The organism is Chryseobacterium sp. MEBOG07 (assembly GCF_021869745.1).
GTDB lineage: Bacteria > Bacteroidota > Bacteroidia > Flavobacteriales > Weeksellaceae > Chryseobacterium > Chryseobacterium viscerum.
This window is the reverse complement of sequence record NZ_CP084579.1, coordinates 2,923,988-2,939,324: the sequence shown is the minus strand read 5'-3', so window position 1 is coordinate 2,939,324 and position 15,337 is coordinate 2,923,988. Positions and strand designations below refer to the sequence as shown.

Here is a 15,337-nt window from a genome sequence, read left to right as displayed (position 1 = left end):
TTCAAACAAAATTAAAATTTGAAGTTGGCTTTAATCTGAGATCTGTTATCTGACTTCTAAGATCTACAATTAGAAAAAATAGAAATGAAAAGTTTAGACATTCATAAAAGTGAATATTTAAAACAGTTTGAAACCCAGACTTACGGGAGAAATCTTTTCAGAACTCAGGAAGAGGAAAGATTGGATGCTCCTAATGAAGAATGTGGGATCTTCGGATTGTATTCGGATAATGATCTGGATACTTTCTCTCTTTCACAGTTCGGGCTTTTTGCATTACAGCACAGAGGTCAGGAGGCTTGTGGTATTTCCGTCTTAAAAGATGGAAGAATTACCAACATGAAAGACGAAGGACTGGTTTTAGATGTTTATAAAGACATTCAGGAACCTGAAACTTTTATGGGAAATTCTGCAATTGGGCATACCCGTTATACCACTGCAGGAGATAAAAAGAAATATAACTTCCAGCCATTTTTCGCGAAAAACGAATATGACCAGATTATACTTTCTATAGCGCACAATGGTAACCTTACCAATGCGAGAGAACTAAAAACAGAATTAGAAGCTGAAGGCGTTGTTTTCAGAGCTACATCCGATTCTGAGGTAATCCTGAGACTGATCCAGAAAAACCTTGATTTAGGTCTTCGTGGAGCGATTAAAGCAACGATGGAAAAGATTGAAGGAGCTTATTCTGTAGTTGGGATGACAAGAAACAAATTCTTTGCATTCAGAGACTTCAACGGAATTCGTCCATTGGTGTTAGGAGCTATCGACGAAAGATCTTACGTAGTTGCTTCAGAGTCTGTTGCACTGGATGCAGTAGGAGCTCAGTATGTACGTGATATCCTTCCGGGAGAGATCATTTATACCAATGAAAACGAACCTGGAAAACTTCACTCTTACATGATGGATGAGGCGAAAGGAAAGCAGAGAATATGTTCTTTTGAATACATTTATTTTGCAAGACCTGACTCTACCTTAGAAAACATCAATGTATATGAGATCAGAGAGAAATCAGGGGAGAAGATCTGGGAGCAGGCTCCTGTAGATGCCGATTTGGTTATTGGGGTTCCGGATTCCGGAGTTCCGGCTGCAATTGGTTTCTCTAAGGCTTCAGGAATACCTTTCCGTCCTGTTTTGATCAAAAACAGATATATCGGAAGAAGTTTCATCGTTCCTACACAGGAAATGAGAGAAAGGGTAGTGAACCTTAAACTGAACCCGATCATCTCCGAGATGAAAGATAAGAGAGTAGTGATCATTGATGACTCTATTGTTCGTGGGACAACATCAAAAAGACTGGTTAAAATTTTAAAAGATGCAGGCGTAAAAGAGATCCACTTCAGAAGTGTTTCTCCACCTATTATTGCTCCATGTTATCTGGGAATTGATACTCCGTCTAAAGATGATTTGATCTCTGCGAATATGACTACAGAGGAACTTAAAAACTATCTGGGAGTAGATTCTTTAGAGTTTTTAAGTATTGATAACCTGAAAACTATTTTAGGATCTGCCAATCACTGTTTCGGATGTTTTACTGAAGAATATCCGGTAGAAAAAGGAGAGGAGGTAGAATTATTCAATTAATATTTTTTATTAAAATATAAAAACAAAAAGAGTCAGGGCTGTCCCTGGCTCTTTTGTTTTATAAATGTAGCAAAAGCTTAATATTCCTTTATTATACAGTACACAACGAAGTTTTAATTTTGTCAGATTAAAACTTCAGGATATGAAAAACGCATTTTTGACGGGTATTTTTCTGGTATGTGCCCAACTTTATTCTTCACAGTCTTTCGACAAACAGGCACACCGCGGTGGAAAATCTCTTTACCCCGAAAATACGATCCCGGCCATGAAGAATGCCTTGAAAATGAATATCACAACACTGGAAATGGATCTGGCTATCACCAAAGACAAAAAGGTAATTCTTTCTCATGATGCTTTCCTTTCTCCTGAATTGGTCACAAAGCCTGATGGAACCTATATTCCAAAAGACTCAGGTTTTTATTATAAAATCTACGAGATGCCTTATGCAAAGATTAAAACTTTTGATGTAGGGTTAAAGAAATTGAATAATTATCCTGATCAAAAGAAAATGAAGGCTCAAAAACCACTTTTCTCAGACGTCATAGATGCCTGCGAGTCGTATGCCCGTGAATTGAAAAGACCACTGCCTTTTTATAATATAGAAACTAAGACCCGCCCGTTCTCAGATCATATATTTCACCCCGAACCGAAAGAATTTGTTGATCTGATGATGAAGATTATCGTAGAGAAAAAAATCCAGGATAGGGTCATTATTCAGTCTTTTGATCCAAGAACACTGGAAATCCTGCATAAGCAATATCCTAAAATCATGACCGCTTTGCTGGTAGAAAAAGTGGATGATAAAAAACTGGCGCAGCAGCAGGCTTATTTTAAAAATATTTCTGTAGAAAAATTCAAGATGTATCCTGACCACCTGAATGGAGTTTCAGGAGATATGAAATTCCTGAGTTTTACCCCGACTATTTACAGTCCTGATCATACCCTTGTTACTCCCCAATTAATACAGGAATGCCATGTATTAGGGATGAAAGTGATTCCCTGGACCGTAAACTCAAAAGAGAGATTACAGGAATTAAAAGAGATGGGAATTGACGGTGTAATCACTGATGATCCGAGAATATTTGAGTAAGCATTTACATAGCTGTACTTACAATAATAAATAGCCGGAAGAAATTCTTCCGGCTATTTTATGCGTGCAGATGGCTGCACTTGGGGTTAAAAAATTGGTTCTATAATTAAAATTTATAGTTCAAACCTAACTGAAATACTCTGTTGTTATTTTCAGCAGCAGGTCTGCTCTTATCGATCTTTGTCAAGCTGTTTACATATCTTGCACTGATACCGATATTGGAAGTGATATCATACCCTAAACCAAGACCTAAACCAAAGTTGAACTGGTTGATCATGTCTTTGTCGATATCTGCAGAGTGAGAACTTGAAGTAGTCGTAGTAACACCACCAGTAGTACTTGCTACAGTAGTTTCTCCTTTGTTTTTTCCATTAATGAAATAACTGAATTCAGGTCCTGCTTCAATATAAAACTTATCAGTAGGTCTCATTTGAACCATTAATGGAACTGAAATATAGTTCATGTTTACTCTACTTTGTGCTTTAGTTTTTACATTCGTCACACCGTTATCAGTTTCTGTAGAATAAAGTACATCTTTTGCTCCCATCTGGTTATACAATACCTCTGGTTGGAAGCTGAATTGTTTTGAGATTGGAATATTAACGAATACCCCCGCGTGGAAACCTAGTTGTTGAGTATTGATTCCGAACTTCTGTTGACTGAAGTATGCTGAGTTTCCCCCTGCTTTAATCCCGAATCTAATAGGTTGAACATCTTTTTTTAGCGGTGATGCATTTACTGTTTTCGTTTCTGTCTTTGTTTCTGTTTCCTGAGCAAAAGCTAACGTACTAGCAGTTAATGCTAATCCTAAAAATAACTTCTTCATAATTTTATTTTTTAATTTTACTATTTGTGCGTCTTATGATTTATCATCTGACTCGTATTATTTTGCAAATTGCTTGCCAAAGTTGAAAAATGCTTATTTATAGGACTTTCTAAGTGGTTTTCGGAAAGTGTTTTTTCAATCATTTATCACTTTTCGATGAATAAATAGATTGCCAAACTTGATATTTTATGAAAAAAATTCAATAGTAAAAAAGCTTGATTGTTGATAATAGAAATAATAAAAATTTAAAAACCAGAATAGATTTTTAGAAAAATAATGAGTTATTCGGATCATTTTTAACACTAGAAATAAAAAATACCGAACTTAAAAGTCCGGTATCAATTTTGAAAATAATAAATATCTCTATTTAAACTTATAAGCGACTCCAATCTGAAGTGCATTATTTCTTACCTTATCTTCTTGGTTGTATTTGTAAACTTCAGTAATACCAGCCGTAAATCTTGCTGTAACTGCAAAGTTTTGAGTAAAATAATACCCCGCACCGATACCTATTCCCAGGTTGAAGCGGTTAAAAAGATCGTTTGAAATGCTTTTTGAAACATGTTCCGTATGGTCAATGTTTACTGAATTTCCGGTAGTCTCGATAGTGGTTAAGTCTCCTTTTGTTTTTCCACCTAGCAAGTAACCAAATTCAGGACCTGCTTCCACATAAAGTTGAGGAAGAATATTATACTGAACCATTACAGGAAGAGTAAGATAATTGAGTGTTGTACTGTAATCATAGTGCTCTGTTCTTCTGTAATTACCAGAGCTTGTTCTGTAGTTATAATCTGATTTTGATCCCAGCTGGCTGAAAAGAAGTTCCGGCTGAATGCTAAATTTCGCTGAAACCGGAATATTTGCGAATACTCCTGCATGGAAACCTACTTTCATTTTTTCGTTGTTATCATAATCATAGCCGTCTCCTCTGGTCAATGTAGAACCATTTAATCCTGCCTTAACTCCGAATGTAACAGGAGATGATGGAGAAGTTTTCTGAGTTTTTTCTTGTGCGTTTGCAAAAAGAATACTTGTGAATGCAAGCGCTGCAAAGAATTTCTTCATGATTTTAAGTTTTAATTTAATTTTTCTTCATTGCGACAAAATATCTGCCACAAAGGGGAAATGTGATAAAAATCATGCAGTAAGCGAAAAAGTCAAGCTTAAACAAATAAACCTGACTTTTTCTATTGAAATCAAAATGTATCTTAATTATATAGCCAAAATACTTTTCAGTATTCTGTTCTGCACTCTAATGTAGTTTTCGGTAAAAAGTTTATAATGGTAATAGTTAGATTTCAGTTTTGAAATTCAATTGATTGATCAAAAGAATCAACACTTGTTTCATTGTAAAAACAGAAACCGTAAGTTGAGGATTTCCGAAATAGAGTACAATCACTACTCTGTACGCAAATTTCTTGCCAAAATATAAGCCCAATAAAAAAGCCGGATAAATCTAATCCGGCTTTGTATTGAATATAAAGTTTTTGCTGTCTAAAAACTGAATTCAGCTTTTAGAATTTATAAGCTAAACCTACCTGAAATACTCCGTTTCTTGAAGCATCATCAGTATTGTTTTTAGGAACATCAGATAATCCTGCTGTATATCTTACATTCACTCCGATATTTTGTGTGAAATAATATCCAGCTCCAAGACCAATTCCGAAATCAAAAGTTTTTAAATTGTCTTTTATATCTACAGATACACCGCTACTTTTTCCTTTAGCACTGATAAGGAAACCGAATTGAGGACCAGCTTCCACATATAGATTAGGAATCAGGTTATACTGTAACATTACTGGTACTGCGATATAATCCATATTAATTTTTGCACTACTGTTAGATTTTGCTTTACCACCCAAACCACTGTATAATACTTCCGGCTGTACAGAGAAGTCTTGTGCTACTGGAATGTTTGCAAAAACACCTCCGTAAAATCCTGCTTTAGAATTTAAATCACTGTTAGAAATGCTAGAAACATTAAGACCAGCTTTTACTCCAAATCTAACTGGAGAAGATGAAGATGTAGAAGTTGAAGTCTTCTGAGCGAAAGTGAAAGTACCTGCTACTAAGGCAAGGCCTAAAATTAACTTTTTCATAAGTTTTATATTTTAATAGTTTTTAAGTTTTATTTAACATTTCATTAAGAAACAAACGGTGTGCCAAAGTTCATAAATACTTTTAACTTATTGTTTTTAAGATATTTATATAAAAAGATCCGGGCTCATTTTGAGCCCGGATCTACTTTAATTATAAAAACTTGTCGTTAAAAGCTGATAATGCTTTAGAATTTGTAATTTACTCCTACCTGGAATACATTGTTTTTCACAGAACCAGTTCTGTCATATCCATAAAGATATCTTTGGCTTTTATTTACAATATCAGATAATCCTGCAGTATATCTCACATTCACACCGATGTTTTTGGTGAAATTATAACCTGCACCCAATCCAATTCCAAAATCAAAACCTCTGGTTGCGTCTTTAAGGTGTAAACTTCCTTCATTGTCTTTCAATCTGGCATCCATTAAGAAATTAAATTGAGGACCTGCTTCTACATAAAATTTAGGAAGCGCTTTGTATTGAAACATTACCGGAACGGAAACATATTCTAAATTAAGTTTTGCATTACTGCCTCCTTTTTCTTTTGCTCCTGTAGCGCTATACAATACTTCCGGTTGAACAGAAAAATCCTTTGATACAGGAATATTCACAAAAACACCACCATAAAATCCTGCTTTTGAATTCATATCCATATTAGAAAGGTTGGATACATTAAGTCCTGCCTTTAAACCAAATTTAATTTTGGATTTAGAAGGAGTTGATGAAGCAGTTGTTTCAGTTGAAGTGGATGTGCTTTGAGCAAAAGCAAAAGTACCTGCAATAAGAGCCAGGCCTAGAAAAATCTTTTTCATAGATTAGTTTTATTTTTAAGTTGTTTAACATCCGACAATCAACAAACAATATGCCGTGAATCCCATGGATAAAGAATTTATCGTTTTTTTAACAGATGGAAAAATCAACATTTTGGGAGGTATGTTTAGTCTTTTATGAACTCAATAAAAATTTAACATAAAAAAAGACCAGATTAAAAAATTAACCTGATATTTTCTATTGAATATAAAATTTGTTAGTGAATGGCTGTGCTTCTTAATTAAAGGATAATGTTTTTAGCATAATAAAGTTCCTTGTAGAGGAATTGAAATAATTATATATTTATAACTTAATTCTAAAATATTGATGATGAAAAATCTAAAAAAACGATCAAAAGTCTTTGGTGTTTTCTTATTTTTTGTTTCTTTGAGTATTTCAGCTCAGACTCAGAATTCACAAGAGTTAACAAATGGTTTGAAAGATCTTAAAGAAATGACTTCACAAGAAAAAAATGCACTGGGATCATTTAAAATTAAAGAACCTATAGTCTTCTTCTTAGAAGATAAAAAGCTAAAATATGAAGACGTTAAGGCTGTATTAAATAACAAAGAGTACAAAGGAATACCATATAAAAATTCAGATGGTGAACTTCGCGCAATTGTTTTTAAAAAAAAATATACAGAAGAATTAAAAAATAATTTACCAAAGAAGTAATTAAAAAAAATACGATTCCTATTGAATTGTATTTTTTTAGATAACTTATTATTATTCTATTTGCTCAATATTTATTGAATAAGCAGCAATTATATTTGAAGTATTTGAGGTTGTTCTTTCACAAAAAAAGAAAAAAAATTGTTTAGAAATCTATTAGGAGAATATTATAACACACCTGTTAAAATACTAACTTATATCAACGTTTTACAATAAAAAAAGACCAAATTAAAAATATTAATCTGATCTTTTCTATTGAATATAAAATTTGTTAGTGAATGTGTAAGCTTATTTAAATTTATAAGCTAAACCTACCTGGAATAGGTTGTTTCTTGTAGCATCAGATCCACTAGGTCTGTTTTTCGCTACATCTGTTAAACCTGCAACATATCTTGCGGTAAGTCCTAGGTTCGGTGTGAAGTAATATCCAGCACCAAGACCGATACCAAAGTTGAATGTGCTTAGATTGTCTTTGTAGTTATCTGTAGTAGATGACTGTCCATTAGATTCATTTTTGAACTTGTTCTTAGCACTTACCATGAAACCGAATTCTGGTCCTGCTTCTACATAAAGATCAGGAATCAGGTTATACTGGAACATTACCGGAACCGTAATATAATCTAATTTAGTAGAAGCTGAATATTTTGTTCCTGCTAAAGTATAATTAGATTTATTACCGTATTGTGAGTATTGCACCTCCGGTTGAACACTAAATGAACTTGCTAATGGAATGTTTGCAAATACACCTGCGTTGAATCCTATTTTAGATTTCTGATCGTCTAGACCACTATCTTTTGAAAGTGAAGATACGTTCATCCCACCTTTTACCCCAAATGTTACTGGGTTAGAAGAAGATGTGTTTGTTGTCTGTTGAGCGAATGCGAATGTTCCTGCAGTTAACGCTAATCCTAAAATTAACTTTTTCATAACTTTAATTTTTTTAAATTTTACTCTTTCTTAATTTTAAATTTTACTACTTGTTCAGCTTTTCAGTTGAACGCAGAGTATCTTTCAAATTGCTTGCCAAAAATCTTTTTTAGGAGTAAAATCAATAAAAAAATCACTTAGTGTTTAAGTGATTTTTTCAATATATAATTGATTTACAGTATATTATTTACTTAAATAAACATTTGTTTAGAAGGTGTTTAAATTGACATTTTTGTTAAATAACACCTTTTAAAGCATATTTGAGTTCAGAAAATAATTAAGCATTATTCAATTTTCGGTAAAAAGATAACGACTCAAGGATGTTTTCCTGGCTGCACTGATGGTCATAGTTACAAGAACCAATTCCTGAAAGCAGAGAAAAATTGATTTTACGGTCTGTATTCTTTTTATCATTCAATAATAATGCGGTGATATCTTCATCTTTAAAATCGCTGATATCAAGATATGGATAGTATCTCTGGATATTCTCAATGATCGCTTTTGAATCTTCTTCAGAAATAAGGTTCTCAAGATAAGCAAGATGAGCTTCGGCAATCATTCCCATAGCAACAGCTTCTCCATGCAGAATAGGATTTCCCTGCTGTAAGCACAAACTTTCTACTGCATGACCTATTGTATGACCAAAGTTCAGGGTTTTTCTAATGTTTTGTTCATGGAAATCCTGATCTACCACAGTTTGTTTAATGTTCATAGAAGCTTGAATATGGGGAACTACCGTTTCAACTTCCAGTTTACGAATCTGAATCAGCTGATCCCAATGATTTTTATCAGCAATTAATCCATGCTTCAGCATTTCAGCGAATCCACTTCTTAATTCTTTAAAGGGTAATGTTTCCAGAAATTTTGGGAAAATAAAGATCTGTTCCGGGAAAGCGAAAGTTCCCACCATGTTTTTATAGTGCATCAGATCAATTCCTGTTTTTCCTCCTATAGAAGCATCACACATAGATAAAAGGGTACTAGGGATATTGATAAACTGTATTCCTCTTTTATAGGTAGATGCAACAAATCCTCCCATATCAGTAATCACACCACCTCCAAGGTTGATAACCAATGCTTTTCTGTCTGCCTGCATCTCTGTCAAAATTTCCCACAGCTGATTGGCTGTCTGGATATTTTTCATTTCCTCACCCGCTTCAATCTCTAAAATCTCAAAGCCAAGATCTGTTTCCATATTTCCCAAAAGAATAGGAAGGCAGTATTCATGTGTATTTTCATCTACCAGGATGAAAATTTTGCTGAAAGTTTTTTCGTGAAGAAACGTATTGAGCTGAGAAAAATTATCGTTTAATATTGTTATCATCTTCGATTTTATGTAAAGTTAAAATGTAAACTATATTGCAAAGTTATGATTCTTAATTTTTAACTCGTAACTAAATTACTATCTTTGCAGAAATTTTTAGAATGAGCAGAGATAATAATAATTCAGACAGACCAAAGAGACCAAGAATTTCAACCAAGAAAAGTTCTGATGATTCTCGTGCTTCCAGATCTGGAAATTCTTCAGGATCAAAGTCTTTCAAGAAACCTTTTGCTAAAGAAGGCGGAAAAAAAGGCCCAGAACATCAAGGATCCAACTCAAGATTTGAAAAGAAACCTTTCAAAAGAAATACCGATAGTGCAGAAAGCTCGAATGACGATTCTGGTTCAAAATCTGAAAGAAAACCTTATATCACGAACAAAAGTGAGGGCTATGAGAAAAAATCTTTTGGAAAACCTAAAAGAGGCGGAAGAGAATTCGATACCAGAGATAAGTATGAAAGAGGCAGCCTGAAATACGGAAGAAGACCCTCTAGTGGAGATGAAAGAAATGAAGACAAAACAAGATCTTTTGTACAGAAAAGGAGATTGAATAAAATCGAAAAAGACGTTCATAAAGACACTATCCGTCTTAACAAGTATATCGCTAATTCCGGGATTTGCAGCAGAAGAGAAGCTGATGAACTGATTACTCAGGGATTGGTGGAAGTAAACGGAAAAGTTGTCAATGAAATGGGGTATCAGGTACAGAAAACAGATAGAGTAGTCTTTGACGGACAAAATATTACTCCTGAAAAGCCTGTATATGTACTTTTAAATAAGCCGAAAGGTTATATTTCTACTACGAAAGACGATAAAGCAAGAAAAACTGTAATGGATCTTGTAGCGAATGCTTCTCCTTACAGACTTTTCCCGGTTGGAAGACTGGATCGTTCTACAACAGGAGTTATTTTGTTAACGAATGACGGACACATGACTAAAAAACTTACGCATCCATCTTTTGATGCTAAAAAGATTTATCATGTAACGCTGGATAAAAAGCTTACGGCTGAAGATCTACGTCTTATTGCTGAAGGGATCCGTCTTGATGAGGGAGTTGCCCTTGTTGATCAGATTTCATACATTGAAGGGAAACCTAAAAATGAGATCGGAATTGAGATTCACATCGGATGGAACCGTGTTGTGAGAAGAATATTCCAAAGATTAGGATATGAAGTAGAATCTTTAGACAGAGTAATGTTTTCAGGATTAACGAAGAAGAATATCAAGAGAGGACACTGGAGAATCCTTACAGAACTGGAAGTAAACAACCTTAAAATGCTTTAGAATAATAATGAATGATGAGTTATAAATTATGAATAACAGATTCATGTTTCAAACTTATTTCATTTATTCTTTTAAACAGTACTTTTAAGTGTAAAGAATAAAAAAGCGCAGAACTTTCTGCGCTTTTTTTGTTTTTGTATGTTCCCTGTTGAAATAAGTTGACAATTAATCAAATTTTAAAAGATCAGGAGTTAAAAACTGTATTTGATATATTGTAACGGATAGTAAACTTGCTATTCTTTTAAAAACTGAGGAACTTTTCTTTGTGGGTTGATCTGTTCAAATGAATAGGCCATATTGATCAGCTTACCTTCTTCCCATTTTCCGGCAAAAAAAGAAATACCAATAGGTAATTCATTTATATAGCCCATGGGTAAGGTAATGCTTGGATATCCGGCAATAGCTGCAGGGCTGGAACTTGAATAGAAATTTTCATAATTATCCCCATTTTTCAAATCTGTTTTCCATGCTTCCGCAGTAGTAGGAGCTATTATTGCATCTAAATTATATTTTTTTATTACAGAATCTATTCCTTGTTGGCTACCTTTTTGTGCAATTGTAACTGCCTTTTTATAATTCTTATCTTTCTTCCCATTACTTTTAGCCGAAATCTCCAAATATTCTTGTCCAAAGTATTGAAGTTCTTCTTTGTTGTTTTTGTTAAAAGCAATTAGCTCATCTATATTTTTTATTGCTACATTTTTTCCTAAAGATTTTAAATAATCATTCAAATCATCCTTAAATTCACTGACCATTAATTCAAAAGAGTTTTTTGAAATTTCGGGTGAAATCCAATCTTTTTCTATTTCAACAATTGTGGCTCCCTGAGCTTCTAATATTTTTAATGTTTGTAAAAATAAATCGTCCACTTTTTTATTGGCTCCTTTGGTAATTCCCTTTACATATCCGAACCTTTTTCCTTTCAATCCTGTTAGAGTAAGGAATTGGGTATAATCTTTATGTAGAAATGGTGTATTACCAATGGTCTTCTTATCATTTTTATCCTCACCTGCCATCGTTCCAAGGCTTATAGCAATATCTTTCACCGTTCTTGCCATAGGTCCCGGGGTATCCTGTGAACTGGAAATGGGAATAATTCCTTGTCTGGAAATTAAACCAACAGTAGGTTTTAAACCAACAATTCCATTGAAACTTGAAGGGCAAACGATAGATCCATTAGTTTCTGTGCCGATTGCTATTATGCCGAGATTGGAGGAGATAGCAGCCCCTGAACCTGCACTGGACCCACAGGTATTTCTATTAAGAATATAAGGGTTTTTGGTAAGTCCGCCCAATCCACTCCAGCCACTTGTGGATTTCTCCCCTCTGAAATTTGCCCATTCACTAAGATTGGTTTTTCCAATGATTACAGCACCTGCATCTCTAAGTTTTTTAACGAGATAACTATCTTGTAGCGGAAAAGAGTTTTTTAAAGCCAGAGAACCTGCCGTATTGGGCATTTTATCATGAGTATCTATATTGTCTTTCAATAATACAGGGATTCCAAATAATGGCTTATTTTTAAACTTTGAATCCAAATGATCCAAAGAGTCAGCAATCTTAATAGCATCCGGATTGGTAGTGATCACAGAGTTTAATTGTATTCCGTTTTTATCAATATCATTGATGCGTTTAAAATAAGCTTCAACAACCTCTTTTACCGTCACTTTATTATTTCTATACAGATTTTGGATCTTTTCAATATCATATTCCAGATATTTGAATTGCGAATCTGCTGTACCTTGAGCCTTAGTAAGCACTCCAAAAAAGACTATAGCGGATAGAATTACTTTCTTCATTACAAATGTTTTTCTCAAATATAAAGAATTATCCCAAATGTATTAAGCTGTTGGAAAACGTGTGTTTTGATTATAGAAAAAGCGCAGAAATAAATTCCTACGCTTTTGAATGTATATTAATCAGTACATGTATAGTACTAAAAGTGAGTTGAATATTGATTATCCAAGAACAGTAACTCCTTTTTCGATCATATCATAAATTGCATCTCTTGCATTGTCTGGTTTTACGTTTACAGCACGTGTCCCGTTGAAATGAAGGCATGTAACATATCCGTTAGCTACAGCATCTAAAGAGGTAAATTTAACGCAATAATCTAATGCCAATCCTACAATTTCCACCAATTGGATGTCGTGATATTTTAAGAAATCATCCAAACCGGTTTTCATAAAGTGATTATTGTCCTGGAAACCGCTATAGCTGTCAATTTCAATATTTTTACCTTTCTGTATAATGTGTGTTACCTTATCTCTGTTCAGATCTTTATGGAATTCTGCTCCGAAAGTTCCCTGAATACAGTGATCAGGCCACATAAACTGAGGAACACCATTTAAAATAATACTTTCTCCTACCTTTCTTCCATTACTGCTTGCAAAGCTTTTGTGACCTGCAGGATGCCAGTCCTGCGTTAAAACCACTTGATCATATGCATTTTCCTCCATCAGAAGATTGATATATGGAATAATTTCGTTGGATCCAGGGACTGCAAGTGCTCCGCCTTCACAAAAATCATTCTGTACATCGACTATTATTAATGCTTTTTTCATATTTTGATTCTCGAATTTTTGATAAATTTACAAAACTAATCTTCAAAAATTTGTCCAAAACTGAATTATCGGACAAATCGGCAAAATAAATTTCCAGTAAAGACAGGATAAAAGAACGAGAAATTAAAATAATTCAACTTTATTGGCAGAGGAGTAGCTTTCAAAGCATAAACCAAATATCAATAGCTTATCTTTGCCGTAAATAAGTATTTTATGTCATTTGAGTCTTTAGGATTATCACACAATATTATTCGTTCTGTCAACAAATTGGGGTATTTAAAGCCATTTCCAATACAGGAGCAGGCGGTGCCTGTTATTTTGCAGGGGAAAGATCTGATGGGTATTGCACAGACAGGTTCCGGAAAAACGGCTTGTTTTGTGATGCCAATTTTAGAAAAATTACAGAATTCGGAAGTTAAAAAAGACCGTAATGTTCAGGTCTTAATATTGGTGCCTACCCGTGAATTGGCCATTCAGATTGATGAAGTTTTCAGAGCTTTTACAGAAAATCTTAAAAGGGAGATTCGTACGATGGCAGTTTATGGAGGGGTTTCTATTAACCCACAGATGAAAGGAATGTTTGGAGTAGAAGTTTTGATCGCAACTCCCGGACGTTTATTAGACCTCATTGATCATAATGCATTGAGTATTTCAGGAATCCAGCACCTGGTAATTGATGAAGCAGACAAAATGTTTCAGCTAGGTTTTGGCGAAGAAATGAATAAGCTTTTTGCAATGATGCCTGTCGTGAAACAAACCACTTTGTTTTCGGCAACTTTAAATGATAAGGTTTCTGAGATGAAGGAACGTTTGTCCATTAATCCTGTCATTATTGAAATTAAGAAAGAAGAAGTTGAAATTGATAATATCGAGCAGTTGGCTTATCATGTTTCTCCTGAAGATAAAGGTCCTTTTTTACGCTATCTGATTAAAGAAAAGAAAGTTGAAAAAGCATTGATTTTCGTTTCGTCTACAAGATCTGCAGATAATTTAGTAGAAAAGCTTAAAAAGAATAAAATCAAAGCGGTAGCCATCCACAGTCAGAAATCTCAGGGTGCCCGTAGAAATAACCTTGAAGAATTCAAAGTAAACGGAGCTCAGATTTTGGTAGCTACAGACTTAATAGGCCGTGGAATTCACATCGAGTCATTACCATGTGTAATCAATTATGAATTGCCGCGTTCGCCATTAGATTACATTCACCGTATTGGTAGAACAGGGCGAGCTAATGAAAAAGGAACGGCTATTAGCATTCTGACAGATGATGAACTGCAGCATTTCAGAGTCATTCAAAAGAAAATGGGTAAAAAAGTTACTCTGCAAAGAACAGAAGGTATTGATCTGCATGGTTATTAGTCCTTCATCAATATAATTTAAAAAGGCTTCAGTTTATCATTGAAGCCTTTTTTGATGAGAATAGGTACCACAAAAATTGTTATCGGTACAATTAATGCTTTCTTCACCTTAGATTCTTGAATTTTTGATAAATTTACACAAGCTGATATTGATAAAATTGTTCTAAAAGATAAGCATCGGACAAATCGGCAATAATTAAAAAATAAAACCTTGAGCAATGAGTGATTTAGAGAAAAAAAAGTTTCCAATAGGACCGTTTGAAGTTCCTGAGGATATCTGTGACACCACGTTGGATACTTACATCAAAGTGATCAAAGATTTTCCCGGCAGACTAAAAAACCTCATTGAGCATTTTACGGATGATCAGCTGGACACTCCTTACAGGGAAGGAGGATGGACTGTTAGACAGCTTGTGAACCATCTTTCAGACAGCCACATGAACAGTTTTATCCGTTTCAAACTGGCTCTTACGGAAGATAATCCTACCATAAAACCTTATGATGAGGCTAAATGGGCAGAGCTTCAGGACAGCTATCATATGCCTGTAAAACCGGCTATGAGAATGCTGAAAGGAACTCACCAAAGATGGGTTGTACTCCTTAAAAGTCTTACAAATAAACAATTTGAAAGAACGTTTCATCACCCTGAACACAACAAAAATTATGACTTAAGAGAGAGCCTTGCTTTATACGTCTGGCATTGTAACCATCATTTTGCTCATATTGAAAATCTGAAGAACGAAAAAGGTTGGTAAGAAAGCATCTTAATAATCCAATATATTATAAGGAGATTGTAAACA

At 34.2% G+C, this 15,337-nt stretch carries 14 protein-coding genes; 6 read left to right on the top strand and 8 right to left on the bottom strand.

The features are described from left to right. Nucleotides 1-84: 84 nt before the first annotated feature. A complete protein-coding gene (gene purF, locus LF886_RS13580; protein ID WP_103233784.1) occupies nt 85-1,584 on the top strand; it encodes an amidophosphoribosyltransferase in 1,500 nt (499 codons plus the stop codon). A 142-nt stretch (nt 1,585-1,726) separates the two neighbouring features. After that, nucleotides 1,727-2,674 carry a glycerophosphodiester phosphodiesterase family protein gene (locus tag LF886_RS13575; protein ID WP_236850062.1) on the top strand — a complete coding sequence of 316 codons (948 nt, stop codon included), beginning with the start codon at nt 1,727-1,729 and terminating at the stop codon, nt 2,672-2,674. A gap of 106 nt (nt 2,675-2,780) precedes the next feature. Here LF886_RS13575 and LF886_RS13570 read toward each other — a convergent pair whose 3' ends face one another. From LF886_RS13570 to LF886_RS13555, 4 genes are all read right to left on the bottom strand, one after another. Then, complete coding sequence (locus LF886_RS13570) at nt 2,781-3,500, bottom strand: porin family protein (RefSeq protein ID WP_236850061.1); 720 nt, start codon at nt 3,498-3,500, stop codon at nt 2,781-2,783. 363 nt (nt 3,501-3,863) lie between these two features. Beyond that, the gene (locus tag LF886_RS13565) at nt 3,864-4,565 is read right to left on the bottom strand and encodes a porin family protein (protein ID WP_236850060.1); all 702 of its coding nucleotides are present in this window, start codon (nt 4,563-4,565) and stop codon (nt 3,864-3,866) included. 449 nt (nt 4,566-5,014) lie between these two features. Further along, nucleotides 5,015-5,599, bottom strand: a complete 585-nt coding sequence (locus LF886_RS13560) for a porin family protein (RefSeq protein ID WP_236850059.1) — start codon at nt 5,597-5,599, stop codon at nt 5,015-5,017. A 185-nt stretch (nt 5,600-5,784) separates the two neighbouring features. Further along, nucleotides 5,785-6,414, bottom strand: coding sequence for a porin family protein (locus tag LF886_RS13555; RefSeq protein ID WP_236850058.1), 630 nt, complete (start codon nt 6,412-6,414; stop codon nt 5,785-5,787). Between the two features lie 328 nt (nt 6,415-6,742). On the opposite strand from LF886_RS13555, the gene LF886_RS13550 reads away from it, so the two are divergent. Continuing rightward, nucleotides 6,743-7,087, top strand: a complete 345-nt coding sequence (locus tag LF886_RS13550) for a hypothetical protein (protein WP_236850057.1) — start codon at nt 6,743-6,745, stop codon at nt 7,085-7,087. Nucleotides 7,088-7,372: 285 nt separating this feature from the next. On the opposite strand, the gene LF886_RS13545 is transcribed toward LF886_RS13550, so the two are convergent. Further along, the gene (locus LF886_RS13545) at nt 7,373-8,011 is read right to left on the bottom strand and encodes a porin family protein (RefSeq protein ID WP_103234874.1); all 639 of its coding nucleotides are present in this window, start codon (nt 8,009-8,011) and stop codon (nt 7,373-7,375) included. A 277-nt stretch (nt 8,012-8,288) separates the two neighbouring features. Next, a complete protein-coding gene (gene aroB, locus LF886_RS13540) occupies nt 8,289-9,335 on the bottom strand; it encodes a 3-dehydroquinate synthase (RefSeq protein WP_236850056.1) in 1,047 nt (348 codons plus the stop codon). Between the two features lie 101 nt (nt 9,336-9,436). On the opposite strand from aroB, the gene LF886_RS13535 reads away from it, so the two are divergent. Continuing rightward, nucleotides 9,437-10,618 carry a pseudouridine synthase gene (locus LF886_RS13535; protein ID WP_236850055.1) on the top strand — a complete coding sequence of 394 codons (1,182 nt, stop codon included), beginning with the start codon at nt 9,437-9,439 and terminating at the stop codon, nt 10,616-10,618. 233 nt (nt 10,619-10,851) lie between these two features. Here LF886_RS13535 and LF886_RS13530 read toward each other — a convergent pair whose 3' ends face one another. Beyond that, entirely contained in the window at nt 10,852-12,417 is a 1,566-nt protein-coding gene (locus LF886_RS13530) for an amidase (RefSeq protein ID WP_236850054.1), read from the bottom strand. Between the two features lie 159 nt (nt 12,418-12,576). After that, nucleotides 12,577-13,182, bottom strand: a complete 606-nt coding sequence (gene pncA / locus LF886_RS13525) for a bifunctional nicotinamidase/pyrazinamidase (protein WP_236850053.1) — start codon at nt 13,180-13,182, stop codon at nt 12,577-12,579. Nucleotides 13,183-13,395: 213 nt separating this feature from the next. On the opposite strand from pncA, the gene LF886_RS13520 reads away from it, so the two are divergent. Together LF886_RS13520 and LF886_RS13515 are read left to right on the top strand one after the other, a co-directional pair. After that, nucleotides 13,396-14,538 carry a DEAD/DEAH box helicase gene (locus tag LF886_RS13520; protein ID WP_236850052.1) on the top strand — a complete coding sequence of 381 codons (1,143 nt, stop codon included), beginning with the start codon at nt 13,396-13,398 and terminating at the stop codon, nt 14,536-14,538. 217 nt (nt 14,539-14,755) lie between these two features. Next, the gene (locus LF886_RS13515; RefSeq protein WP_236850051.1) at nt 14,756-15,292 is read left to right on the top strand and encodes a YfiT family bacillithiol transferase; all 537 of its coding nucleotides are present in this window, start codon (nt 14,756-14,758) and stop codon (nt 15,290-15,292) included. Nucleotides 15,293-15,337 lie beyond the last annotated feature (45 nt).